This window comes from Halorubrum rarum, from assembly GCF_048380895.1.
Classification (GTDB): domain Archaea; phylum Halobacteriota; class Halobacteria; order Halobacteriales; family Haloferacaceae; genus Halorubrum.
The window spans coordinates 16920-41995 of record NZ_JBLWMN010000022.1 but is presented as its reverse complement, the minus strand read 5'-3'; the positions used below and the strand labels follow the sequence as shown (position 1 = coordinate 41995).

The window sequence follows — 25076 nt, the reverse complement described above, 5'->3', positions numbered from 1 at the left end:
CCGGGTCCGATCACGGCGTCGCGTCGTTATTCCCCCCGCTCACGAAGTCGCGCGATCCGGTCGCCGAGCGGGGGCTGGACCTCGAACCACGTCGACCAGTCGCCGGTCTCCGGCTCGACGCCTCGAAGGTCGGCGACGTGCTCGAAGGCGTTCGCGACCAGGTCCGCACCCACGGCGTCGGCCGCGCGGTCGTCGGCGACGTACTGCACCCGTCGCCCGACCCAGAACGCGGCGACGCCGACGAGGATCACGGAGAGGAACCCGGAGTCGAACGGGACGATAGTCGTGACGATCGCCGCCAGGAGGCCCACGACCGCTGCGACGGCGACCGCCCGAAACTCGCCGTAGTACGTTCGCACGCGACCGGCCTCCGCGGCGATCAGTCCGAGCGCAACGTCCTCTGGCATCCCGTCGAGCACGTAATCAGTGATGAACAGCACTTGCCGACGAGGCGGGCCACGGACCGCGACGTCGACGGATTCGACCCCTTCGGTCTCCACGACGGCGACGCGCTCGACGTCGAGTCCGGCCTCGCCGCGGAGCCGGTCGAGATACGCTCGCTCGGGGTCCGTCGGGTCTCGAAGGTCGCGGAAGCGGTCGTTGACGTACAACGGCCCGACCTCGACCGCGAGGAACGCGACGACCGCGACGACGACGAGGAAGACAACCGGAAGCATCGTTCGAGAACGCGGGTCGCGGACGGTTAAAAGGGCGCGATCGCTCTCGGCGCATGGCGACGTCTCCGGTCGACGTGAGCGGGAACGACCGATCGATGTGAGCCGAGAACGAAAACGTCAGTTCGGGGTCGACTGCGATCCGCGATAGATCGGCTGCGATCCGGAGTTGATCGAACGGCGATACGACGGGAAGTTCGGGGGTGTGTAAGCGTGTCCTACCGAGCGCTTACATCGCACCGCCCATACCGCCCATGCCGCCCATGCCGCCCATGCCGCCACCGCCCGGCGGCATCTCCTCGTCGCCGCCGTCGTCGGAGCCGCCGCCCTTGAGGTCGCCGGCCGCGATGACGTCGTCGATGCGGAGGATCATGACGGCCGCCTCGGTGGCGGATTCGATGGCCTGCGTCTTCACGCGGAGGGGCTCGACGACGCCCTCGGCCTCCATGTCGATCACGTCGCCCGTGTACGCGTCGAGACCGGCTCCGAACTCGCCGCCGTCGTGGCGGGAGCGGAGGTCGACGAGCGAGTCGATGGGGTCGAGACCGGCGTTCTCGGCGAGCGTGCGCGGGATGACCTCCAGCGCATCGGCGAACGCCTCGACCGCGAGCTGCTCGCGGCCGCCGACGGAGTCGGCGAAGTCGCGGAGCTGTAAGGCGAGCTCCGCCTCGGGAGCACCGCCGCCGGGCAGCACCTGCCCGTCGAGCAGCGTCGTGCGGACGACGCCGAGCGAGTCGTCGATGGCGCGCTCGACCTCGTCGACGACGTGTTCCGTGCCGCCGCGGAGGATCAGCGTGACGGACTTGGCCTCCTCGACGTCCTCGACGAAGATGCGCTCGTCGCCGCCGATGTCCTTCTGGGCGACGGAGCCGGCGAAGCCGAGGTCGTCCGCCTCGATGTCGTCGAGGTTGGAGACGACGCGGCCGCCGGTCGCGCGGGCGAGTCGGTTGAGGTCGTCGGATTTCGCACGGCGGACGGCGAGAATGCCCTCCTGTGCGAGGTAGTGCTGGGCCATGTCGTCGATGCCGTCACCGACGAACACGACGTCAGCGCCGACGTCGACGAGCTGGTCGACCAGCTCGCGGAGCTGTTTTTCCTCCTGGTCGAGGAACTGCTGGAGCTGGTCGGGGTCGGTGACGTTGACCTCGGCGTCGATCTCGGTCTCCTTGACCTCGATCGCCCCGTCGAACAGCGCGACGTTCGCGTCCTCGACCGCGTAGGGCATGTTCTCGTCGACGCGTTCCTTGTCGACGATGACGCCCTCGACGAGCTCGGACTCGTCGATGGAGCCGCCGACGACCTTCTCCACGGAGACGTTCTCGGTGTCGATATCGTCTTCGTCGGCGACCGCGAGCACGGCGTCGACGACGAGCTCCGCCAGCAGGTCCTTGGCGTTCTCCGCGCCCTTGCCCGTCATCGCCGTGGCGGCGATCTCGACGAGCGTGTCACGGTCATCGGTGGAGACGTCGATCGCCTCCTCGTCGAGGATCTCCTTGGCCTTCTCGGCGGCCTGACGGTACCCCTGCGCGAGCGTGGTCGCGTGGATGTCCTGATCGAGGAGCTCCTCGGCCTGATCGAGGAGCTCGCCGGCGACGACGACGGCGGACGTCGTGCCGTCGCCGACCTCGTCCTCCTGCGTCTCGGCGACCTCGACGATCATGTTCGCCGCCGGGTGGTCGATGTCCATCTCCTTGAGGATGGTGACACCGTCGTTCGTGACGACGACCGAGCCGCCCGAGTCGACGAGCATCTTGTCCATACCTTTCGGGCCGAGCGTGGTGCGGACGGACTCCGCGACAGCCTTGCCGGCCGTGATGTTCATGTTCTGAGCGTCCTTCCCGGAGGTGCGCTGCGATTCCTCGGAGAGTACGATCATTGGCTGGTTGCCCATCCGCTGTCGCTGAGACATAATCACTCATTGATTGTTTGTGATTCTATATAAACCTTTTGAACACGTCGTACGGAACCGCAGCACGGGGAGAATACACGGTAGTGTGTGTCATACCCGCATGGTATTTAAATACGGATCGACACGGTTGAAGGAGCGGACGATAGCGGCGGAACGGCCCGTGTTTCGGCCTCAATATATCAAAGTAAGATCCAATTATCGAATAATTTATTGACAACTGTTATAATGAGTCTGTTGTCAGTATGAATCTCCCAAGTAGGATTTTTGCAGTCGGGGGGGCTGGAAAGGCGATAACGTACGAACTCCTCCGTGCCGACTGGGTACAGGAGGCCGTGCTTCGACCCCGACCGAACCCCGAGTCGTTGACGGTGACGATCATCGATACCGCAGAAGAGGAGGAGAATCGCGATCTGGAGCGCATTCGAGAGATCGAAGCGGAGATCCAAGAGACGAAGGACCGCCTCCGACAGGACCGCTCCGGACGACCGGGCGAGATCACCATCGAGTACCTGCCGCTCACCCGGAACGTTCAGCTACACGATCAGAACGACCTCATCGGCGAGTCCGTCGTGCCACGGATCGCGTCCGGCGTCGGGATGAACGAGGAGAACTGGTGGCTTCAACCGGAGTTCATCAACGAGAACCTCGATTTCGCAACCGGTGTCGTCCGGAAGCGCGGGCTCGGTAAGGGGCTCTACTACAAGGCGTACGCCGAGGACGACGACGTTCGTACGGCGATCGACCTTCCCGACCGCGGCAAGGTAGCGGTGATCGCTGGACTCGGTGGCGGCTCCGGCTCCGGGATCTTCATCGACCTCGTCGAGCACCTGAAGCGGACCCAGCGGACCGCCGAGATAACGCTGTTCGGCGTGCTCCCGAACGACGACGAGGGCGACGCCGAGAACGCGAACGCCCACGCCGCCCTCTCCGAGCTCGAACACCTCAGCCTGCAGAACGAGGATCTGTTCAAAGATCGGATCCTGATCCCGATCGATCCGACCGGCTTCGGCGGGAAGAAGGCAAACATCCTCCAGAGCTCGGACGCACTCGTCGAGTTCGACCGTGCCGCGATCTATCTGATCGCGACGTACTACAACATGATGGACATGGAGGACCCGTTCGCGGACACGCCCTCGTACGCGCCGTTCATCATCGGGATCCCGCAGGTGCTCCGATACAACGTCGACGCGATACAGGATGCCAAGTCGGTGACGAAGGAGATCCTGAACGCGAAACAGGACGCACTCGAGGCCGAAGAGGACATCTACGCCGGTATCGACCGGTTCCTCTCGCGGGAGTGGAGTCCCGACGCGATGAACGGCGAGCTTCACGACTCCGACCGTACCGACCTGGAGACGCGGCTCGGAAACGTCAAGTCGCTGATCGAGCTCGACCTGTTCACCGAGCTCGATTACGAGTCCGTCTCGATCTACCGGGAGATCATCTCGGAAGCGGAGGCTGAAAGCGACGACATCATCGAGCAGATCGAAGTCATCGGCGGATCGATCCGCGCGGGAACCGCCGAGGTCAGCACCGACGGTGAACAGTTCGTCGACAGCATCGACAAACAGCTTGGCGACGTGATCAGTGAGGAGCTCAGCCGGATCGCCCACCGAAAGGACCTGCTCGTCCGGCTGCGGGCGATCGACGACAACAGAGTCGAGAGCACGATCAGCTACCTCCTCGCGCTGGAGGACGAGGGTATCAACGCGGGAGTGCGGCTCAATCAGCTGGAGGCGAAACTCGAGGAGGCCGCCGATCGGCGCGATCGGCTCCAATCGGACCGCGACGACGCCGTCGAGGAGCTCGAGCGGAGACAACGCGAACAGCAGGACGAGGTCGACCGGCGGGTACAAAAGTGGGAGCGGACGGTCCGGCCGCTGTACGAGGAGTACAACGAATGCCGGTCGATCCCGATCGAGAGCGTCACGAACGATCTCGAGATGGCGCTCGAGACGTTTGCCCGAGAGGTGGAGAACGCGGAGACCGACGACCAGATAGAAGCCATCAACGACGGACAGGTGCGGGACGCGTTGAGTACGCTGTCCGAGGAGTTCGAGTCGGTCGGGATGGACATCACCGACGTGGAACGTCGGATCAACGCGTCGCTCGCGGACCTCACGGACGCGAAGCGGTCGTTCCTGCGGATGAACGAGGATGAGGGGACGCTGGAGTCGATCCTCCCGTGGGACACCTCCAGCGAGGAGGAGCGCAAGCAGGCACAGAAGAACTACCGAATGAAGCGGAACCAGCTCGACGACAACGAGGTGTTCGCGATGTCGCGAGCCGGAAGCTCGTTGTCCGTCGAACCCGAGTTCTCCGCGAGCCGCCTCGAACGGCTGGTCGAGGACGAAGCGGTCGAGCGTCGGCGCAAGATACTCAACGAGAGTCGTGCCGAACTGGAGGAGGACCACTCGGTCGCGATGAGCGACATCGAGCGCGACCTGGAGGCCGGGACGAACTTCCCCGAACTGATGCACACGTTCGAGGAACTGGTCACCGAGGAGGCGGTCGAGACCGACGACGTCGAAAAACGCCGCGACGAGTTGGAGACCGAACTGGCGGCAGCCGAACGGAAGGCGGATCTCTACGAGACGACCGTCAACCTGTTCGAGGAGCTCAACGGCCCGCGAGATCTGTTCTTGTCCGCACAGGAGAAGTACCGACGGCTCAGGGAGAACTACAACGAGAGCCGAGAGACGTCCGTGTCGACGGAGACGGAGGAGTACAGCTACGTGAAAACCATCAAACCACACGACATCCTCCAGCTCCGTGACGACGCCGACATCGCGGAGAGCAAGCTGTTCGATGACGATACGGAACGACAGCGCCTCCGGGGCTCGCTCGAGGAGCTCGCGAAGAACGCGCACAATCCGAAGTACACCGGGATCCGGAAACGACGGATCAGTAGCGACCGCGCCCGGTACAACGAAATGAACATCGTCGTGGGAGTGATGAGCCAGGCGATCAATCAGATCGGTGATGTCGCGGATCTGAAACCCGTGTTCCAGGGCGCGTTCAATCTCGGTGCGGGAAGCGAGAACTTCGCGTCGTTCCCCGTCGAGGCCGGAAACAGCTGGGACGTCGGGCTCGGCATCTTCATCGACGGGATCTTCCTCGACAACCTCCGGGCGGAGGTGGAGGCCGACGGGTACCACACGGGGTACCGCTCACGCGAACAGTCGGACGACACCGACATTCTCGTCCACCACACGCTCGGTCTCGAGGACGGGTACTACGTCCGCAGAAATGAGGTGTTGAACCTCGAGAACCCGAACGACGTCGAGTTCTTCCTGCGCGATGAGTCCGAGATCAGAAACGACCTGCTCGAGGAGTACAGCGAGGTCGTCGAGTTCACCGCGGACGACGCCGAGGCCGACATCCCCGCCGAGGGGGGGGAGTGATCGGTAGATGAGTTCGATCGGAGAGTTTCTTGAAGACAACGGCGAGAAGGTGCTTCTCGTCGTCTACTTCGTAGTGATGGTCATCGTCGCCGGACCGCTGTTTTTAGTGCTCGGCGAAGCGTGGCAGACGTCGGATATCGTTCAGCCGCTAGTCAGGTCGCTCAACCCGTTGATATCCGTCGATCTCGAGCAGTTCTCGTCGGTGATGTTCGGCGGATATCTCGGGCTGTTGGTGCTGTTGACGCTCGATCCGAAAAAGCGCGTGCAGGGGTTGCTACTCTGGCTTGGAACCCTCTCGGCGCTGATCGGACTCCTCTCGATCGGGCTGTTCATCCCGAACATCGACTTCACCGACAACGTCTTGTGGATCCTCTCCGGGTTCGTCGTCGGAGCGGTCGGCGGCGGCGGCAGACAGCTGCTTGAGGTGCGGACGGCGACTGCACTGGAGTTCCGTCGCTCCGCGGCGCTTTTGTTCTACCTCGTGAGCGCCATCGTCGTCGTCGGACTGATCGAGTACCACGTGAACCTCCCGCAGATCGTCCAGATCGCCGGCGATCAGGTCCAAGTTCAGGCCGCGAACCCCGGCGTCGAGATCGACTGGGACAGCATCGGGCGAAACACGGTGATGGCCGGCGTGTTCGTCGTGACGCTTCGCCAGTTCGTGACGTACGACGCCTCCGAGAGCTTCTTCATTCTCGGGCCGCCGGGATCGGGGAAGTCGCTATTCCTCGTCGGGAAGTACCTCGCGGCGCTCGACGACGCGGTCGGCCGCGAGGCTGACACCCCGTTGAACCCGAGCAGCGACCTCATGGAGCTCGTGGGGGCACTCGACGCCGCCTCGAAGGACACCGGATGGAAGCTCGACTCGACGGGGGCGACCGACGTCGAGGACCTCCAGTTCCGCTTCATCGACGGGCGGGTGTTCCCGAAGAACATCGAGCTGTCGAGTCTCGACTACGCGGGTGAGTACCTCGAGGAGCTCCCGAACGCGTTGATGAGCGCGGACGACGAGATCGACAACTCGACCGTGCGACTGCTCGCACAGCGGGTCCGCAGCGCCAACACGTTGGTGTTGATCATCGACGTCGAGCGGTACCACAACAACGAGCCGCTGGAGATCGAGCCGTACTTCGATATCCTGAACGCGGCCTCGAACAAGGACGTCATCCTCGTCGCGACCAAATGTGACATCCTCGCCGAGGAGTTCCGCAACACGCAGGCGCTGGAGGCACACCAGTACTTCGACGAGTTCCAGGAGTTCGTCAACGAGACGCTGATCGAGAACAACCAGGCCGTTCGGACGCTCGTTCAGGACACGTCGGGCTCGAAGATCCACCCGGTGTACTACCAGACCACGACGAACGAGAACGGCGAGCGGGTCCCGATGCGTGACCGGAACGGGAACGTACAGACCGTGGGGTTCGACGAACTCCTCGAGAAAATGGGGTGACAACGCATGCCATCACTACGAATATACGACACGAAAGGGAACGAGTACTCCCCGAGCGGCGGGACGGGACGAACGAACGAGCGGATAAAAGAGCAGTTCTACGCGGGCGTCCGCTTCGCGGTCGAGTCGGTCGGCGAGACGCGCATCACCGCCTTCTTCCGTGCTCGAGAGACTCGTGACGCCCGAAGCGAGCAGTTCTACGCGGAGTACACCGTCCACGGAACGTCGAATCCCATCGACGAGTTCGACGACGCGCTCAGACGGCGCGTCGAGTCCGAGTGGGGATACACGATAGACGACACCTCCGAGGAGATGAGCGTGTTCCGTGCGGTGACACGGAACGACGCGACCGTACCCGGAAGCGATCAGGACAGGCGCGTTCTCCGCGAGATGGTCGGGTCCGGGTCGCTTGCGAACGTCGGAGTCAGGGACGCCAGCACCGCCGTCGGCCTGATACGGGAGATGGCGGACGCGTGTTCTCGTGTCGCGATCACCGACTCGGCGAACACCGACTCCCTGTCGGAGTTCGATCTGGCCATCGTCACCGGCGGTCACGCCGGAATCGAACCGCTCGGGGGGACTGAGAGTCGCTGGGAGCGGACGGAGCAGTCGCTCCGAACGCAGTTCATCGACGAGGAGATCGGTCGGATCGAGGACGCGGTGCAGGCGCTCTCGCGGGACCACGGTCTGTCGAGTTCGGAGATACGGAATCGAGTCACTCGTCGGGTTCCGGCGCTCAAAGGGTCGAGCGGCGGATCGTCCTCGATCGGAAGCGTGTCCGGTCCCACGAGTCGGAAGCAGAAGCTCCTCTCCGCGGAGGTCGGAAAGTACGTTGCCATCGCCGCGGTGGCGCTGCTCGTACTCATCGGCGGCGTCTTCGGTGCTGGAATGCTCGGCTTCGGTCCGTTCGCCGCCGGCGGCGACACGATACAGGGGACCGTGTACGACGGTGACGTCGACGGCGACGACGCCGGAGGAGTGGCGAACGCGACGGTCGAACTGCTGGATGAGAGGGGGTCGGTCGACGAGGAGACGACCGACGAGGGCGGGAACTTCACGTTCAACGACCTCGATGACGGCAACTACACGCTGCGCGTCGAGACGAGCGAACACGAGTACGAACAGATGGACGACGTCTCGCCCGGCGGGGAGCCAGTCGAGTTCACGCCGGTATCGTCGGACGACGCCGTGTCCGGCGAGGTCGTCGACGCGGAGACGCGAGAGCCCGTCGAAGACGCGAGCGTGACGCTGTACGATGATGACGACGCCGAGATCGATAGCGCCACCGGCGGCGAGTTCACGTTCGAGGTCGACGATCCCGACGCCACGTACACAGTGCGGGCGAGCGCGGACGGCTACGAGGAGGGCACCGTCGAGGCTACCGTCGAGGAGCCGATGACGATCGAACTCGCGGAGGGCCACACCGTTCTCTCCGGTGAGGTCCGAAACGGCAGCGACGGTGAGACGGTCGAGGGAGCGACCGTCACCGCCGAGAACGACGCCGGTGAGACCGAAACGGTCGAGACGAACGACGACGGACGCTACGAGCTCGAACTGGCTCGTGGCGAGTACGAGGTGACAGCCGACGCCGGCGGGTTCGCCGAGCAGAGCGAGTCGGTGACGCTCGACGGAGACGCCGTGACGCAGGACTTCGAACTCGACGCGCAGGCGTCGTGGAGCGGGGTCGTTCGGGACGCGGACGACGATTCCGAGATCACCGGTGCATCAGTCGAACTGTTCGTTGATGATGAGAAAGTCGACGAAAAGTCCGACATCGCCTCGGCCAGCTTCGAGTTTGAAGGACTCGATCCGGTTGCACACACCGTCGAGGTAGAGGTGAACAGCTGGGAGAACGAAACGTTGACGCGGGAGTTCGAGCCCGGCGAGACACGCGAAGCGGATATCAGACTGGAGTCGGAGTAACGTCGTTTGGCGTCTTGACTTCGATATCCAAGCTACCACGACCGCTTCGTAGCGGTCACCAATGATCACGTCATGACACAAGAGACGCACGTTTCGACGCCGGAGGAGTTTCCCGATGCGGTTCGGGTGTATCTGTCCGACGCGATCGGCAACAGCGAGGAGTTCCGCTGTGGGGTCGTCACCGAGGGCGGGCTGTTCCGGTCGGGGCCGGCGATCGCGGTCACCTCGGATCGGATCCTAATCGTCCGGAGCGGTCTCGTCGACACCCGTGGACGGGTCGTTTCGCCGGAGGACGTGGAGGCGTTCCGGTTCGAGCAGACGGACGACGCGCTCGTTCGATTTGAGATCGTTCTCGAATCGACCGCGATCGAGTTCACGATCCGCGAGTTTCCCGACCGGTTCGCCGACCGACTCGCAGAGCTGTTCGGCGGCGTACCGGTACGGGTCGACCTCCCGGAGCACCGCTCCGAGCGACGAACCGACCCCCGAGAGCGGGCCGAGCGAGCGGTCGCGGCGGCCGACGACGCACGCGAAGACGGGAATGTCGAGACGGCGATCGCCGAGTTAGAGACGGCAATCGACCGATACAAGCGGGCGGACGGGGACGACGTCGCCGACGCGATCGAACTGGTCGGCGAGCGCGTCGAGTCGCTCCGACGGCTCGAGGCGGTCAGAGCCGAGCTTCGAGCGGATCTCGCCGAGGTGGAACGAGCGTTTCACACGGCGGTCGCCGCACACGCGAACGGGAAACGGACCCTCGCCCGGATCCGATACCGACAGGCGCGAGATGGATACGCCGCCGCGGCGGCGACGGTGGACGACGCGCCCGTGGACGCGCTGGTCGGCGGGCTCGAGGTGACCGTGACGTTCGACGGCGATCCGCCGCCGGAGCGACTGTCCGAGCTCCGACCGCCGGGAGACGCGACCGTGACGGCTTCCGTCAGCGACGTCGTGGGCGACGATATGGCAGCACTGCGGGACGGCTCCACGGGCGACCTCGCTCGACTCCATCGCGACGCGTCGCTCCGCGGTGGTCTCGGTGGACTGTTGCTCCTGCTCGCGGTGTGGAACGGCGAGGGAACGCGACGGTTCGAGGATCGATCGGCGATCGAGTACCGGGAGCGGCTGGCCGCCGTGGGGTTCGCTAGCTGTCAGTGAGCGCTCTCGACGTCACTGCGGCACGTCGAAGCTCACGTCGTCGTTGAGTTCGTTCGATTTGCGTTCGAGGTACGAGTACACCGCGCCGTGGGGTGCGCCGTCGAGGAGCATCCCCACCGCCCGGCGGACCACCTGCAGTTCCTCGGGGCCGCCGATGGCACCGACGGTGGTCCCGTAGATCACGACGTTCGCACCGGTGAGCTCTTCGATCAGCTCCCGAGTTCGGCCGCTCTCGCCGATGATCCGACCCTTCTTGCGCTGGAGGTCGTTGTCGTTACGGGTGTGTTCGGTCAGGTCGATCAGTTCGAGCGTTCGGAGGTCGTGATCGAGGATCGACAGCGCCGTTTCGGGTTTGAACCCTCGACCGATCGCCTTGATCACGTCCGGCGCGACCATCGCCGTGACCGGATCGCCCGACTCCTCGACCGCGACGCTGCCGGTCTCCGAATCGACGTCGAGCCGCACGTTCGCCTGCTCTTCGATCTCGCGTAAGGTCTCGCCTCCGGCACCGATCACGACGCCGATGCGGTCCTGCGGAACCGTCACGTGTTGCATACACATCGGTATCCGTCCGAGCCTTTTAAACGTGTTCCGCGAGGGACACGGTGACCCCGACGCGGGGACGTATGAGGGCCGCTACCGCGGTATCACGGGGCGACCGTAACGGAGACGCCGGCACACGACGGCCACCGGGACGGCTCCCCTTGAACGCCGAAAGACGCTGCAGTTCGACACGGCGGAGACCGAGTGCATCGGCGTATCGCTCACACCCGACAACCGGTAGGATAAGTGTCCTCAGCCCCACCCATCCAATAACTAATGGCTCGTTTACCAACCACGCGAATCACCGGTGGATCGCCGGGCGATAACTGATGAGCAAGGACTACATCGAGGTCCGCGGAGCCGAGGAGCACAACCTCAAGGACCTCGACGTCCGGATCCCGCGCGAGGAGTTCACCGTCGTCACCGGTCTCTCGGGGTCGGGGAAGTCGTCGCTCGCGTTCGACACCGTGTACGCCGAGGGACAGCGCCGGTACATCGAGTCGCTGTCGGCGTACGCCCGGAACTTCCTTGGACAGATGGACAAACCGAAGGTGGAGGCGGTCGAGGGGCTGTCACCGGCCATCTCCATCGACCAGAAGAACGCCGCCAACAACCCCCGATCGACGGTCGGCACCGTCACCGAACTGCACGACTACCTTCGCCTCCTGTACGCCCGGATCGGTACCCAGTACGACCCGATCACCGGCGAGGAGGTCGGCGAGCAGTCCGCACAGGACATGGTGGCACAGATCCTCGAACTCCCCGAGGGGACCCGCGCGAAGATCGCCGCACCGGTCGTTCGCGACCAGAAGGGCGCGTTCGAGGACCTCTTCGCGGAGCTGGTCTCCGACGGCTACAGCCGCGTCGAAGTGGACGGCGAGCCCGTCGATCTGACCCTCGACGACCCCGACCTCGACCAGAACTACGACCACACGATCGACGTGATCGTCGACCGCGTGAAAATTGCCCCCGGGGCTCGCTCGCGACTCACGGACTCCGTCGAGACCGCGTTAACCGAGGCCGACGGCGCGCTCAAACTGATCGTCCCGGAGCCGCCGGCGGACGTGCCGTTCGCGTCGAACACGCGGTCGACCGGGTCGCTCGCGGCCGACGCCGAGGGCGACGACCGACTGGTCGTCGAGTTCTCCGAGGAGCTGGGCAACCCCAACTCCGAGTTCCAGTTCTCCGAGATCGAGACCCGCTCGTTCTCGTTTAACAGCCCGTACGGGGCCTGCCCTGAGTGTGAGGGGATCGGCTCGACGAAGGAGGTCGACGAGGACCTCGTCGTCGTCGACCCCGAGAAACCGCTCAAGGACGTGTTCGAGGCGTGGTCGTACTCCCGCTCGTACTACCGCACCCGGATCGACTCCGTGGCGGCCCACTTCGGCGTCTCCGTCGAGACGCCGTGGGCCGAGACCGACGACGACGTCAAACGCCAGTTCCTCTACGGGACGGACGAGCAGGTCGTATTTGAGCGGCAGACGAAGAACGGAACCCGCCGCAAGGAAAAGCGGTTCGAGGGCGTGATCCCCAACCTGGAGCGACGCCACGTTGAGACGGAGTCGCAGTCGACCCGCGAGCACATCGAGGAGTACATGGCCGTGACGACGTGCCCGGCCTGCGAGGGGAGCCGGTTGAAAACGCAGTCGCGCCACGTGCTCGTCGCCGGCACGTCGATCGACGAGGTGAACCGGATGTCGATCGGCGACGCCCGCCGTCACTTCGAGGGACTGGAAGCGGAGCTGACCGAGCGCGAGACGACGATCGCAACGGAGATCGTAAAAGAGATCCGCGCCCGGCTCGGCTTCATGGAGGAGGTCGGGCTGGAGTACCTCACGCTCGATCGGGAGGCGTCGACGCTCTCCGGCGGCGAGAGCCAGCGCATCCGACTCGCCACGCAGGTCGGGTCGGGGCTCGTCGGCGTCCTCTACGTCCTCGACGAGCCCTCCATCGGGCTCCACCAGCGCGACAACGACAGGCTGTTGGACACGCTCGAAGGGCTTCGCGACCTCGGAAACACCCTCATCGTCGTCGAACACGACGAGGAGACGATGCGTCGGGCGGACGGCATCATCGACATGGGCCCCGGCCCCGGCAAGCGTGGCGGCGAAGTGGTCGCACAGGGCGACTTCGACGAGATCGTCGACACCGACGGGTCGATCACGGGCGACTATCTCGCCGGGCGCGAGGATATCCCGGTGCCCGAGGAGCGCCGCGAGCCCGACGGCGAACTCGTCGTGCGGGGTGCCCGCCAGCACAACTTGAAAGCGCTCGACGTCCCGATCCCGATCGGGACGCTCACGGCGATCACGGGCGTCTCCGGCTCCGGGAAGTCGACGCTGATACACGACGTTCTTTATAAAGGGCTCGTGCGGGAGATGAACGACAACACGAGCGTCGACCCCGGTGACCACGACGCGATCGAGGGGATCGAGTCGATCGAGACGGTGCGGCTCATCGACCAGTCGCCGATCGGTCGAACGCCGCGGTCGAACCCGGCGACGTACACGGACGTGTTCGACTACGTCCGCGAGCTGTTCGCCGAGACGAAGCTCTCCAAGCGCCGCGGCTACGAGAAGGGCCGGTTCTCCTTCAACGTGAAGGGCGGGCGCTGTGAGGAGTGCGGCGGCCAGGGCACCGTGAAGATCGAGATGAACTTCCTGTCGGACGTGTACGTCCCCTGCGAGCAGTGCGGCGGGGCGCGGTACAACGACGAGACGCTCGACGTGACGTATAAGGGCGCGACCATCGCGGACGTCCTCGACATGAGCGTCGAGGAGGCGTACGACTTCTTCGAGAGCCATCAGGGGCTCCAGCGCCGTCTCAAGCTCTTAAAAGACGTCGGACTCGGCTACATGGAACTGGGCCAGCCGTCGACGACGCTGTCGGGCGGGGAGGCCCAGCGCGTGAAACTCGCCGAGGAGCTCGGTAAGAAGGCGACCGGCGACACGCTCTACCTGCTCGACGAGCCGACGACGGGGCTTCACAAGGCGGACGAGCGCAAGCTGATCGACGTGCTCCACCGACTCGTCGACGGCGGCAACACGGTCGCCGTCATCGAGCACGAACTCGACCTCGTGAAGAACGCCGACCGCGTGATCGACCTCGGTCCCGAGGGCGGCGAGGGCGGCGGCGAACTCGTCGCGAGCGGAACCCCGGAGGCGGTCGCCCGCGACGATGACTCGCACACGGGTCGCTATCTGCGGGACCTGCTTCCGGACGTCGACGTCGAGGGGCCACGGAGCGATCGCCGGAAGCCCGCCAAGGCCGCGAGCGACGACTGAGTCGGGGCGGCCGCGACGGGCGCTCACGAGCGGTGATCCGTCCCGTTCTCGCGGACGACGCCGTCGGCGACATCGACCGCCGTGACGGAGCAGTTGTCGAACGAGAGGTCCGTGAGCGCGCGGACGACGTCGAACCCGCGCGCCTCGCCGACGACGAGGCGGATCGGGTTGACGTGCGTGACGGCGACGACGGTTCCCTCCCGATCGAGGAGGTCGTCCGCCGCGGCCAGCACGCGTTCGCGGACGTCGAGCCAGCTCTCGGCGCTCTCGGGCGTGTACGCCGCGGCGTCCGCGCCGTTCTCCAGCAGGTCCATCTCGGGGAAACGCTCGAAGAAGCCGGTCGATCGGAGCCCCTGGTAGCTCCCGAAATCGCGCTCACGGAGCCGGCGGTCGGTTTCGACGTCGACGTCGGCGGCGTCGGCGATCGCCTCGGCCGTCTCGAGCGCGCGAACCAGATCGGAGCTGACGACCGCATCGACGTCGTGCCGAGCAGCGAGCGACGCACCGACCTCTGCGGCCTCCGTACGGCCCCGATCGGAGAGCGGCACCGGAGCCCACCCCTGGATCCGTCCCTCGGCGTTCCACGCCGTCTCCCCGTGTCGGACGAACAGCGTCTCGGTCACGGCGGCGGTTCGGGCCGAAGCGTGATACCGGTTTCCTCCGTCGACGATGAACCCTATCCGTCGACGATGAACCCTATCCGTCGGCGACGGGCCCGTATCCGTCGACGATAAACCCTATCCGTCGGCGACAGGCCCTTATCCGTCGGCGACAGGCCCTTATCCGTCGGCGAGGTATCGGTCGCCATGGACGAAGCGGTCGGGGCGAGGACGCGGAACGCGCTGTCGGCTGTCGCCACCCGACTTCGGGCCGCACGCCGCGACGCGCTCGCCGAGGCGGCCGTCCCCGAGAGCGAACGGAAGTGGGAGTACGCCGGTCGCACGTGGTCGTGGCCCGCCGGCGAGGCGATGACCCACTTCCGAGCGCTCGCACCGGACGAGCGGGCCGTCCTGGACCGCGCGGCCGACGACCACGGGATCGAGGTGCTCGGCGTCGGCACCGGTCGAGTCGCCGTCGCGCTTCCCGACGAGATCGGCGACGAGCCGCTGGTCGCGAAGCTCGCTCGGTACGGCCCGTCGGCGGAGATGGGTGCCGGAAAACCGCAGAACCGCCGGGAGCGACGCGTGTGGGATGCGATCGGTGAGCATCCGTTCCTTCCCGTCCGCGACGGCGACGAGGCGGGGAACTGGCTCGTCATGCCCGAGGTGGACGTCGTGGCCGACGACAGCGAGACGTCCACCGCGACCGCCAACGGGACCGATGTCTCGATCGACGACGCGCTCGATCAGGTTCGAGCGGCACTCACACACCACCTCGACCGGTTCCACCTCGACGAGCTCAAACCGGAGAACGTCGGCGCGTACGACGGTCGCTACTGGATCATCGATTACGGCCGGCCGGCCGGCGAGTCGCTGTTCGTCGAGCCGCCGGAGACGGAGTGAACACGTTCGCGAGGGTCGGAGCGCTGTGTACGAACGCCGTCGCGCGGACCGGGGACACCGGATTCGTCCGGATCGAGTCCGTTCGTCGGCCCCGCCTCGACCGTCAGTCGAGGTCGGTCGTGTCGGCGACGTCGGCCGTGTCAGCGACGTCGGTCGTATCGTCGACGCCGGCCGTGTCGGCGACGTCGGCCGTGTCAGCGACGTCGGTCGTATCGTCGACGCCGGCCGTGTCAGCGACGTCGGTCGTATCGTCGACGCCGGCCGTGTCGGCGACGTCGGCCGTGTCAGCGACGTCGGTCGTATCGTCGATGCCGGCCGTGTCGTCGACGCCGGCCGTGTCCGTCATCGAGACCTCACGCCCCATCGGCGTCGGCGGTGGGTGCCGTCGACGCGGACCGCCAGCACTCGAAGTACGCGCTTGCCGGGTGGTAGTCGGGTTCGACGCCCGGCGGACCCGGGGCGACGAGGTCGCCGCCGTCCGCGGCCGCGAACCGCTTCTCGTACCAGAAGCCGGCCGGACCGCGGAACAGATCGGTACAGACCGTAAGTCGGCGGTTCCACTCGCGAAGCCGACCGGCCTCGTCGGCGTCGTCGCGGGCGGCGGCCCGCTCCGCGAGCGCGGCGGACGCCCCCAGCGCCTCGGCGAGCGCCCAGCCGTACTGATCGGCGACGATCGGCACGCCGGTCTCGTCGTGGGTGTACACGAAGCCGTTCTCGGTCCATCCGTGTTCGATCGCGGCGTCGAACAGTTCCGTCGCGCGCGCGTACCAGCCGCCCTCCGGGGCGTCCTCGTCAGCAGTCGCCGATCCGTGCTCGTCTCCCGGAGCGTCGACGCCGACGGTCGCGTCGTCGTATCGATCGAGCAGCGCGAGGAACTTCGCCCACTCGACGTGGTGGCCCGGCTGGTAGCCCGGCGGCCGGAACTGGTGGCGCGGCTCGTCGGCGTTGTACTCGAAGTCGTGGTCCCAGTCGGCGGTGTAGTGTTCCCACAACAGCCCGTCGGTTTCGCTCGCGAGGTCGACGGTGATGGCCCGCGCGAGGTGTCGCGCGCGGTCGAGATACATCCCGTCGTCGGTCGCCTCGTAGGCTGCGAGATACGCCTCACAGGCGTGCATGTTCGCGTTCTGGCCGCGGTACGGCTCCCGTTCGATCCAGTCCGGGTCGCAGTCGCTGCGGAGCATCCCGGCGTCGTCGCGGAACCGCTCGTCGATCAGGCGGTGTGTCGCCGCCAGATCCGTCTCGGCACCGTCGAGGCCGGCGGCCGCCGCGCGGGCGTACGCCAGCAGGACGAACGCGTGGCCGTACGCTGACCGGGTCCGGTCGACCGGCTCCCCGTCCCCGTCGACGACGAGGTGATACCCGCCGTCCTCGCTGCGGTGCGCCTCACGGAGGAACGCGAGTCCGTGCTCCGCGGCGTCGACACACCAACTCGGACCGTCCGCCAGCGCTCCCGCGGAGAAGTTCGCGACGGATCGGCAGGTGGCAACGAGGTGTCGCCGGTCACCGGTGTACGGTTCGCCAGTCTCCGGATGCAACAGCCGAAACCCCCGGTCGGCGAGCCCGTCGGGGTGCTGGAGTCGAAGCGTTGCGAGCAGTCGCCCGCGATGTACCACCGTGTCGTCCAGTGCCATAGTGCCAATGTACAACTACCGGAGGTAAATCGTTGTTATCGCTCCTCGAGAACGATATGAAAATTTATTCGTGTTTGAGTAAAGAACCCGCAGCGTTATCCGGGACGGGGACGAACGAGAGGTATGAGCATCGAAACGATACTACTCGCGCTTGATACCGAAGACGAGGCGCGCGCGGAGCGACTGGCCGAGGAGACGATCGACGTCGCCGGACCGACCGGTGCGGCGGTCGTGTTGGTACACGTGTTCACGGACGCCGAGTTCGACGACGTCCGCGAGAAGTTGGACGTCGACCCGAGAAGCGAGGAGGCAACCCCCGACGCCGTCGCGAAGCGACACACGACGACCCGGACCATCTCGAAGGCGCTGTCGGCGGCCGACGTCGACCACACGATACGCGGTGCGGTCGGCGATCACGCCGACGAGATCGTCGCGATCGCGGCGGACGTCGACGCCGATCGCGTGATCGTCGGCGGTCGAAACCGCTCACCGACCGGCAAGGCCGTCTTCGGGAGCGTCGCACAGGAGGTGATACTCACGGCACCGTGCCCGGTGACGTTCGTCCGGAACGGGTCGAAATAGCCGGCGATGGGGCCGTCGGATCCGGTCGAAGCGTCCCGCTTAAGTGAGACGGGGGCGGCTGTACACCCGATGTACTACGTGGGCGTCGATCTCGGCGCGACGAACGTCCGCGCGGTCGTTGGCGACGAGACCGCGACCGTGCTCGGAGCTGACGAACGCGGGACGCCACGCGGCCCGAACGGCATCGCCGTCACGGAAGCCGTGTTAAGCGTCGTGCGGAACGCCTGCACCGAGGCGGACGTCGACCCCGCCGACGTCGTCGCCGCCGGCATCGGCTCGATCGGTCCCCTCGATCTGGCCACCGGGATCGTGCAGGGCCCGGCGAACCTCCCGGACGTGATCGAGCGGATCCCGCTCACCGGACCGCTCTCCCAGCTCCTGGACACCGACGAGGTGTACCTCCACAACGACACCAACGCCGGCGTGATCGGCGAGCGGTTCCACTCCGAGCGCAATCCCGACGACATGGTGTACCTCACGATATCCTCGGGGGTCGGTGCCGGCGTCGCCGTCGACGGGAACGTCCTCGCCGGATGGGACGGCAACGCCGGGGAGGTCGGTCACATGACGATCGATCCACACGGGTTCATGACCTGTGGCTGCGGTCACGACGGCCACTGGGAGGCGTACTGCTCGGGCAACAACATCCCGTCATACGCCCGCGAACTCCACGCGGAGGACCCCGTCGACACCGACCTCCCGATCGACGACCCCGAGTTCACCGCCGTCGACGTGTTCGCTGCGGCGGACGACGACAGGTTCGCGGACCACGTGATCGACCAGGTGTCACACTGGAACGCGATGGGGATCGCGAACGTCATCCACGCGTACGCTCCGCTCGTCGTCAGCGTCGGTGGCGCGGTCGCGTTGAACAACCCCGAGCGGATCCTCGATCCCATCCGGGAGAAGCTCGCCGAAATGGTGTTCATCAACGTCCCCGAGATCCGGCTGACAGAACTCGGCGACGACGTCGTCGTCAAGGGCGCGCTCGCGAGCGCGCTCACCGGCGGTACCGGGGACCGCTCGCGCGTCGACGCCGTCGCCGAGTGAGGAGCCTCACTCGAACTCGGTCAGCTCGGAGTCGGGCGGGGGACTGTCGTACGAATCGAGGTACGCGTCGCGATACCGCCAGATCTTCCGGAGGAGGAGGTAGCCGAAGAAGCCCTGGAACGCGATGACGAACAGGAACAGCGACGGGACCTGCGGGATCCCCGTCAGCCCGGATATTCCGGTCGTCACGGGGCCGACGAGGCTGTTGTACAGCGCGTGGATCGTCGCCGCGATGAGGAGCCCCTTCACGACGATCGGACCCCGGTTATCGGGGTTGAACTTCGCCAACCCGAGATAGTAGCCGGCAAACGCGGAGTAGATGACGTGTCCCGGTCCCGCGAGCGCGCGGATCGTGGCGATCCCGTCGCCCGCGCCGAGCACGGAGAGCCCGAGCTGGAGCTCGTCGATGTCGACGTTGCCGGCGATGTACACGAAGTTCTCGATGACGACGAAGCCGAGCCCCGCGATCGCGCCGTACACCGCACCGTCGATGACGGCGTCGAAGCGGTCGTCCGTGTACGCGTACAGCCGAACCGCGAGGAGCTTCACCGACTCCTCGACGGGGCCGACGATCAGGAAGAAAAAGAGCACGAGTCCGAGATATCCCAGCGGCGCGAAGAACGGCTGGGTGAACCCGTTGAGCACGGCCGCGAACGTCGCGGTGAGCACCGACAGCAGGAACGTCGCCACGAGGACGGAGAGCGGCTCCGCGGTGGTCACGTCGGAGACGTACACGTACGCGGCGAGCCCGAGCGCGGGGATCGCCGACATCGCGACGAGCCCGGCGACGACCGGATCCAAGACGAGCCCGATACCGAACGACGCGACGATCGTCACGAGGATCAGGAACGCGGTGAACAACACGAGGAACTTCGTCATCCGCGTGACGAGCCAGTACACCGCGACTGAGAGCCCGTCGAGCGAGGTCCGCTCCTCCCACGTGGCGACGTCGTAGAGGTCCCGGTCCTCGTCGGCGGCGGCCTCTACCGGGTCCGACCGTGATGACATACGGGTTCGTTCGTGCGGAACCGGTTAAGACCTTGCCGCCGTCCGGCGGCGTTCTCGCGGTCGCGGGCACCGCGGCGAGCGACAGGATTGAAACCGCGGGGCACCAACGGACGGTATGCACTTCGACGGACGGACCCAACGAGCGCTCCACGAGGCCGGCATGGACACCGACGAGATCGCGGTCGTCTCCGACCGCGTCGCCGAACTCGTCGCGGCGGACGCCGACCGACTCACCGACTTCTTCAGCGGCAGCGACACCACGTACTCGGACATGGAGCTGGCCCACGGGACCGCCGACGTACAGGAGCACCCGGTCGCCGACGTCGACCTGTTCACCCACGGAAGCGACCTCCGCGGCTACCTCTCGCTGGACGGCTGGGGCGTCCCCGTCGAGGACGGCCGGATACTGACGACCGACGAGGACGGCGACCCGACCGTCGTGGAGCTCACGCTCGGGGAGACGATCCACGACCGGGTGCGGTTCGCTCGCGACCGGGAGCAGGTATGAACGCGCGGGTCAGGGTTCGCGGGATATACGCGACGGCGCTCACGCGACTGCTGCTCGATGCGGGACACACGGTCGTCGACGCGTCGCCGCCGATCCGCCGCCGGTTCGACGAGTCGTTCCCGTCGACCCCGCCCGACGCCACGGTCGCGACGACCGAGGACCGGTTGGGCGTGGGCGTCTCCGGCGATCCGGACGCGGTAGCGACGGTTCGCGACCTGCTCGCCGGCGTCGGCATCGACGCGGTCCAGTGGACGGACCCGACCCCGCCCGGAACCGTCCTCGACGGCGAGGTTACCGACACGCTCGGCGGCGGCGCGGTGGTGTCGCTCGCGGCGGGAGGGGATGAAAACGGGGCCCCGCCCGGCGAGCGCGTCGAGGGGTACCTCCCGTACGGGGACGTCGACGCCCGGATCGAGGAGGGCGACCACGTCCGCGTGCAGGTGCGCGAGACCGTCGCGACGTGGGAGAGCCACCGACCGGAGCTCGACGCGACGCTTCGTGCGGGGGGTGGGATCGTGACGCTCGAACCCGGCTCGGGCATCCGCGTCGACACACGCGACGACGAGGCCGCTCGCGAGTTGGCGGGAATGACCGACCTGCTCGGACTGGAAGCCCCGAACGGCTGGCGGACCGTCTGGAGGGCGTCCGCGGTCGACGCCGACATGGAGGCGCTCGAGGCGGGACTGGAGCGGGCGGTCGATTCCGCGGAGCGGCTCGCCGAGGCCGTCGGCGAGACGGGCGTCATCGACGCCGCCGACGCGAGCGACTCGCCGGTCGCGGAGCCGACCGCCGGCGCGTGGATCCGGTTCGGTCGCGAGTGTCGATTCGCGCTCGATGACCACAGGCGTGCGGTGACGGCGACGATGCCCGGACACCATCGCGTGAAAGCCGGGTCCGCGGACGCGTCCGCCGGAGTCGACCTCGCGGAGGCGCTCTGTGAGCCCGACCCGGACGCCGCGTTCCCCTTCGAGACCGTCCGAGCGGTGTTCGGACCCGCCGAGGGCGACTCGCTCCGGATCGAACACGGCAAGCCCGACGGGCGGCTGATCACGCTCGGCGAGGGCGAGGTGACCGCCGTCGACGACGAGGGCAGCGTCACCGTCCGGCGGTCGATGACCGCGGGCGGCAGCTACGACGCGCTCGATATTCCCCGCGAGTCGGGCGACGTCGCGGTCACCAAGCTGAAGGAGGGACGATGGTGGTATCCGACGACGTATCGCACGAGCGACGGCGCGGTGAAGGGAACGTACGTCAACGTCTGTACGCCCGTCGAGGTGTTCCCGGACGCCGCCAGCTACGTCGACCTCCACGTCGACGTGGTGAAACACGCCGACGGAACGGTCGAGCGAGTCGACGACGACGTCCTCGACGAGTCGGTCGCCGACGGCGACACCCCCGAACCGCTCGCCGAGAAGGCGCGGAGCGTGGCGTCGGCGCTCGAGAACGCGTTATAAACCGAGTCCCGCCGCGATACGCTTAAAAGTGACCCGCGGACTCCGTCTCGTGTTGGAGCTCGCCGCCGCGTCCCCCCTCGACCGTCGAGGCTCCCTGATCGCCCGTCGACGGGACCTTCACGTGGACCTCGGAGACCTCGTCGAACTCCATGATGAGGTCCCGACGGATGTTGTCCGCGGTGACGTTCGAGATGCCGCACCCGGAGCAGGTGCCGCCGAGTTCGACGACGACCACGCCCGTCTCCTCGTCGACCTCGCGCACGACGCTGGTCCCGCCGTGCATCTGGATGATCGGCATCTGGCCGACCATCCACCGCTCGATCCGGTCCGCGAGGCTCTCGTCGCTCATTACCGTCCGTTCGTCCCCGAGCCTTTGGTAGCTTGCGGTTTGCCACCCCGACGACGAGGCGAAAGCAACTACGTCACGGTTTAACACGCATTCGTGGCCGTCCGACCCCTCGGTCACTCCTCATCGGCGTGATCGGCGGCGTCATCGACGGCGTCATCGGCGGCGTCAGCCCCGTCCATGTCGTTCGTCCGATCCGCGTCGCCCGTGCGATCCGTGTCGTTCGTCCGATCCGCCGTCGGCAGCCGAGTCGGATCCGCGGGATCGTCGCCGTGCATCGAATCGTCCCGTTCGAGCGCGTACAGCAGGGGGCCGAGCGCGGCCAACACGAGAACGCCGGGCAACGGAGCGTCGGGGACGAGAAGCGTCGTCGCGAGCCCGGCACCGGCGGTGAGCGCAACGAACGCGGCCCACAGCGCCGGCGTCCCGGCGTCGACGCCGACCCGGCCGGCGTCACGGTACACGAGCACGGCGGCGACCGCGATGGCGACGCCGCCGGCGAGCGCAGTGAGGAGCGACATACGGCGAGTTGGACCGAGTCGCGAAAAAGGGTGTCGCGACGAGCGAGGAGTCTCGGAGCGAGGCGGTGCGGAGCGACGGCGTTCGTGCGAGGGAGCGACGGCGTTCGTGCGAGGGAGCGACGGTCCGAGGTCAGGGCGCTTCGCCCGTCTCGATGGTAAAGGAGTCGCGCGGGTACGCCACGCAGGTCAGGGTGTAGCCGTCGTCCAGTTCGGCCTCCTCGAGCATCTGCTGGTTGTCGTGTTCGACGTAGTCCTCCGAGGGCCCGTCCGTGATGTGGCCGGCACAGGAGACGCACTGGCCTTGGCGGCAGGCGTACGGAAGGTCCCAGCCCTGGTCCTCGCCCTGATCGAGGATCGTCTCGTTGTTGGCGAGTTCGATCGTCTCGCCCTGTTTGGCGAACTCGACGTCGTAGTACTCGATCTCGTCCTCCGGGATGTCGCCGGGGCCGGCGGACGCGCCGTCGCCCTCCTCGAGTTCACCCTCGCCCCCCTCGCCGCCGGCCGGAATGGCACCGCCGCCGCCACCGCCACCGCCGATGGCGCGGTTGCCGGGCTCGGGAAAGTCGGTTTCGGGCACTGCGGCCGCACGCTTCTCCAGAATCCCGTCCGAGACGTCCGCCGTGGGCTCCCACCCCGTCCCCTTCAGGGAGCTGACGAGGACGACGGTCAGCGTCGCGATCGCCGCGAGCGCGATCGCCAGTGGGTCGTACATACGAGCGCCTACGGAGAGGTTGCATAAGGCGGTTTTGATCGAACCGTCAGCCGATTCGGCCGAGACGCGAAGAAGTGGCCCCGCTCCGCGGTAGCCGACTCACTCCGTCACCCACAGCGCCGCAGCCCCGACGGCCGCGAGTGCGAGCGCGCCGGCGAGCAACCCGAACGCGACCCGGAAGCTGAAGACGTCGGCGATGATCCCGACGATCCCGGGAGCGAACGCGCCCGCGATCATGAGCACCGTTCTGACGACACCGAGCCCACCGCCCGCGAGCCAGTCCGGCAGGATCTCCATCAAGTATGCGCCGCGGACCGGCTGAAACCCGTGTGAACCGACCCCGATGGCGGCGATCAGCGCACCGAGCACGATCGGGCCGGCCGACGGCGTGAGCACGATCCCCCACAGGGCGGCCGCCGCCAGTCCACCGGTCGCGACCATCACCGGGAACCGACCGACCCGATCGGAGAGGTCGCCCGTGACGAGCTGGACGAACGTGACCCAGAAGAAAAGCGAGTACAGCAGGCTCGCGGTCGCCGTCGCCAGTCCGGACACCCGTGAGAGGTACAGGGGGAGAAACGCGACCAGTCCGTTGTGGGCGAACGACATGCCGACGGTAACGAGGACGAAGGCGGTGAACCGTCCGTCGCGAAACAGTGCGACGTAGTCCCGTACGCCCGGTTCCCGACGAGCCGCCTCGTCGTCGCCCTCACGCGCACGGTCTCCGTCGCTCTCGCCGGGAAGACGGCCGCGAAGACGGAGCCCGAACGCGGCCGCGAGCACGAGCGCGGCGACGCCGGTCAGAAGGAACACGCCGCGCCAGTCCGCACCCGGCAGCCGGTCGAGCAACCACGCGAGCGCGGGCGGTGCGGACAGGAAAACCACGACCGCCGTCGGGGCGGCGACTCCGCCGAACGCACCGAGCGTGTCGTGTGCGCCGAGCGCGCGTCCCGTCCGGGTCGGATACACGCGCGCGATCAGCCGAACGGCCACGGTCTTGTGAACGCCCGTTCCAGCACCGATGACCAGCATGGCCGCCACGAGGACCGGAAACGGCGAGTCGACGACGAGCGCGAGCGCGCCCAGCCCGGAGACCGTCGCGCCCGCGACGACGACCCGCACCGCACCGATCCGGTCCGCCACCACCCCGCTGGGGAACTGCATCAGCGCGTACACGACCATGAGACCGGAGAGCGCACCCCCGATGACCGTGTTACTGACGCCGTACGTCGCCTGGAGCAGCTCGAACAACGGCGGGAACGCGTACCGGACGAACTTCCCGAGAAACCAGATGAGAGAAACCAGGATCAGCACGTCGTAGTCGGCGAGCCGACGGAGCTTCATCGACGGTCGTTGTCCGGTCGTATGCTTAAAAGGGCGGAAGTCGGCAGAAGCCGAGCCGAAGGCGGACGCGATG

General features: G+C 66.7%; 21 protein-coding genes. 10 read left to right on the top strand and 11 right to left on the bottom strand.

Features of this window, described 5'->3' with window-relative positions; all coding sequences use genetic code 11:
- Positions 1–26: 26 nt before the first annotated feature.
- Positions 27–677: a M48 family metalloprotease gene (locus ACNSN7_RS13860; protein ID WP_418282890.1), complete on the bottom strand. Its 651-nt coding sequence runs from the start codon at positions 675–677 to the stop codon at positions 27–29.
- 226 nt (positions 678–903) lie between these two features.
- The gene (gene thsA, locus ACNSN7_RS13855; protein ID WP_418282900.1) at positions 904–2550 is read right to left on the bottom strand and encodes a thermosome subunit alpha; all 1647 of its coding nucleotides are present in this window, start codon (positions 2548–2550) and stop codon (positions 904–906) included.
- Between the two features lie 275 nt (positions 2551–2825).
- On the opposite strand from thsA, the gene ACNSN7_RS13850 reads away from it, so the two are divergent.
- The 4 genes from ACNSN7_RS13850 to ACNSN7_RS13835 all read left to right on the top strand — a co-directional run bounded on the left by ACNSN7_RS13850 (position 2826) and on the right by ACNSN7_RS13835 (position 10518).
- Positions 2826–5987, top strand: coding sequence for a tubulin-like doman-containing protein (locus tag ACNSN7_RS13850; protein ID WP_418282889.1), 3162 nt, complete (start codon positions 2826–2828; stop codon positions 5985–5987).
- A gap of 7 nt (positions 5988–5994) precedes the next feature.
- Positions 5995–7437, top strand: a complete 1443-nt coding sequence (locus tag ACNSN7_RS13845) for a hypothetical protein (RefSeq protein ID WP_418282888.1) — start codon at positions 5995–5997, stop codon at positions 7435–7437.
- A gap of 6 nt (positions 7438–7443) precedes the next feature.
- Positions 7444–9360 carry an MSCRAMM family protein gene (locus tag ACNSN7_RS13840; RefSeq protein ID WP_418282887.1) on the top strand — a complete coding sequence of 639 codons (1917 nt, stop codon included), beginning with the start codon at positions 7444–7446 and terminating at the stop codon, positions 9358–9360.
- 72 nt (positions 9361–9432) lie between these two features.
- Positions 9433–10518: a hypothetical protein gene (locus ACNSN7_RS13835; RefSeq protein WP_418282886.1), complete on the top strand. Its 1086-nt coding sequence runs from the start codon at positions 9433–9435 to the stop codon at positions 10516–10518.
- A 12-nt stretch (positions 10519–10530) separates the two neighbouring features.
- Here the strand turns inward: ACNSN7_RS13835 and ACNSN7_RS13830 are convergent, their stop codons facing one another.
- A complete protein-coding gene (locus tag ACNSN7_RS13830) occupies positions 10531–11073 on the bottom strand; it encodes a KH domain-containing protein (protein ID WP_418282885.1) in 543 nt (180 codons plus the stop codon).
- Positions 11074–11390: 317 nt separating this feature from the next.
- Here ACNSN7_RS13830 and uvrA point away from each other — a divergent pair, with 317 nt between their 5' ends.
- Positions 11391–14345, top strand: a complete 2955-nt coding sequence (uvrA, locus tag ACNSN7_RS13825) for an excinuclease ABC subunit UvrA (protein WP_418282884.1) — start codon at positions 11391–11393, stop codon at positions 14343–14345.
- Between the two features lie 23 nt (positions 14346–14368).
- On the opposite strand, the gene ACNSN7_RS13820 is transcribed toward uvrA, so the two are convergent.
- Positions 14369–14968: a histidine phosphatase family protein gene (locus tag ACNSN7_RS13820; RefSeq protein ID WP_418282883.1), complete on the bottom strand. Its 600-nt coding sequence runs from the start codon at positions 14966–14968 to the stop codon at positions 14369–14371.
- A 183-nt stretch (positions 14969–15151) separates the two neighbouring features.
- Between ACNSN7_RS13820 and ACNSN7_RS13815 the strand changes: the two genes are divergently transcribed.
- Complete coding sequence (locus ACNSN7_RS13815; RefSeq protein ID WP_418282882.1) at positions 15152–15847, top strand: hypothetical protein; 696 nt, start codon at positions 15152–15154, stop codon at positions 15845–15847.
- A 103-nt stretch (positions 15848–15950) separates the two neighbouring features.
- Here ACNSN7_RS13815 and ACNSN7_RS13810 read toward each other — a convergent pair whose 3' ends face one another.
- Together ACNSN7_RS13810 and ACNSN7_RS13805 are read right to left on the bottom strand one after the other, a co-directional pair.
- Positions 15951–16193, bottom strand: coding sequence for a hypothetical protein (locus ACNSN7_RS13810; protein ID WP_418282881.1), 243 nt, complete (start codon positions 16191–16193; stop codon positions 15951–15953).
- A 7-nt stretch (positions 16194–16200) separates the two neighbouring features.
- Complete coding sequence (locus ACNSN7_RS13805) at positions 16201–17478, bottom strand: AGE family epimerase/isomerase (RefSeq protein WP_418282880.1); 1278 nt, start codon at positions 17476–17478, stop codon at positions 16201–16203.
- 123 nt (positions 17479–17601) lie between these two features.
- Here ACNSN7_RS13805 and ACNSN7_RS13800 point away from each other — a divergent pair, with 123 nt between their 5' ends.
- The gene (locus ACNSN7_RS13800) at positions 17602–18060 is read left to right on the top strand and encodes a universal stress protein (RefSeq protein ID WP_418282879.1); all 459 of its coding nucleotides are present in this window, start codon (positions 17602–17604) and stop codon (positions 18058–18060) included.
- Between the two features lie 69 nt (positions 18061–18129).
- Positions 18130–19110 (top strand): ROK family protein, encoded by a 981-nt coding sequence (locus tag ACNSN7_RS13795; protein WP_418282878.1) that lies wholly within the window; start codon positions 18130–18132, stop codon positions 19108–19110.
- Between the two features lie 6 nt (positions 19111–19116).
- Here the strand turns inward: ACNSN7_RS13795 and ACNSN7_RS13790 are convergent, their stop codons facing one another.
- Positions 19117–20118 (bottom strand): PrsW family intramembrane metalloprotease, encoded by a 1002-nt coding sequence (locus ACNSN7_RS13790; protein ID WP_418282877.1) that lies wholly within the window; start codon positions 20116–20118, stop codon positions 19117–19119.
- 115 nt (positions 20119–20233) lie between these two features.
- Here ACNSN7_RS13790 and ACNSN7_RS13785 point away from each other — a divergent pair, with 115 nt between their 5' ends.
- Both ACNSN7_RS13785 and ACNSN7_RS13780 read left to right on the top strand, forming a co-directional pair.
- Positions 20234–20626: a DUF7532 family protein gene (locus ACNSN7_RS13785; RefSeq protein ID WP_418282876.1), complete on the top strand. Its 393-nt coding sequence runs from the start codon at positions 20234–20236 to the stop codon at positions 20624–20626.
- Positions 20623–22080, top strand: coding sequence for a ribonuclease FAU-1 family protein (locus ACNSN7_RS13780; protein ID WP_418282875.1), 1458 nt, complete (start codon positions 20623–20625; stop codon positions 22078–22080). The genes ACNSN7_RS13785 and ACNSN7_RS13780 overlap by 4 nt, the downstream gene beginning before the upstream one ends.
- A 22-nt stretch (positions 22081–22102) precedes the next feature.
- Here the strand turns inward: ACNSN7_RS13780 and ACNSN7_RS13775 are convergent, their stop codons facing one another.
- The 4 genes from ACNSN7_RS13775 to ACNSN7_RS13760 form a co-directional block, all read right to left on the bottom strand.
- Positions 22103–22429, bottom strand: coding sequence for a NifU family protein (locus ACNSN7_RS13775; protein ID WP_418282874.1), 327 nt, complete (start codon positions 22427–22429; stop codon positions 22103–22105).
- A 113-nt stretch (positions 22430–22542) separates the two neighbouring features.
- Positions 22543–22947, bottom strand: a complete 405-nt coding sequence (locus tag ACNSN7_RS13770) for a hypothetical protein (RefSeq protein WP_418282873.1) — start codon at positions 22945–22947, stop codon at positions 22543–22545.
- A 130-nt stretch (positions 22948–23077) separates the two neighbouring features.
- Positions 23078–23659: a 2Fe-2S iron-sulfur cluster-binding protein gene (locus tag ACNSN7_RS13765; protein WP_418282872.1), complete on the bottom strand. Its 582-nt coding sequence runs from the start codon at positions 23657–23659 to the stop codon at positions 23078–23080.
- Positions 23660–23758: 99 nt separating this feature from the next.
- A complete protein-coding gene (locus tag ACNSN7_RS13760) occupies positions 23759–25003 on the bottom strand; it encodes an MFS transporter (protein ID WP_418282871.1) in 1245 nt (414 codons plus the stop codon).
- Positions 25004–25076: the final 73 nt, after the last annotated feature.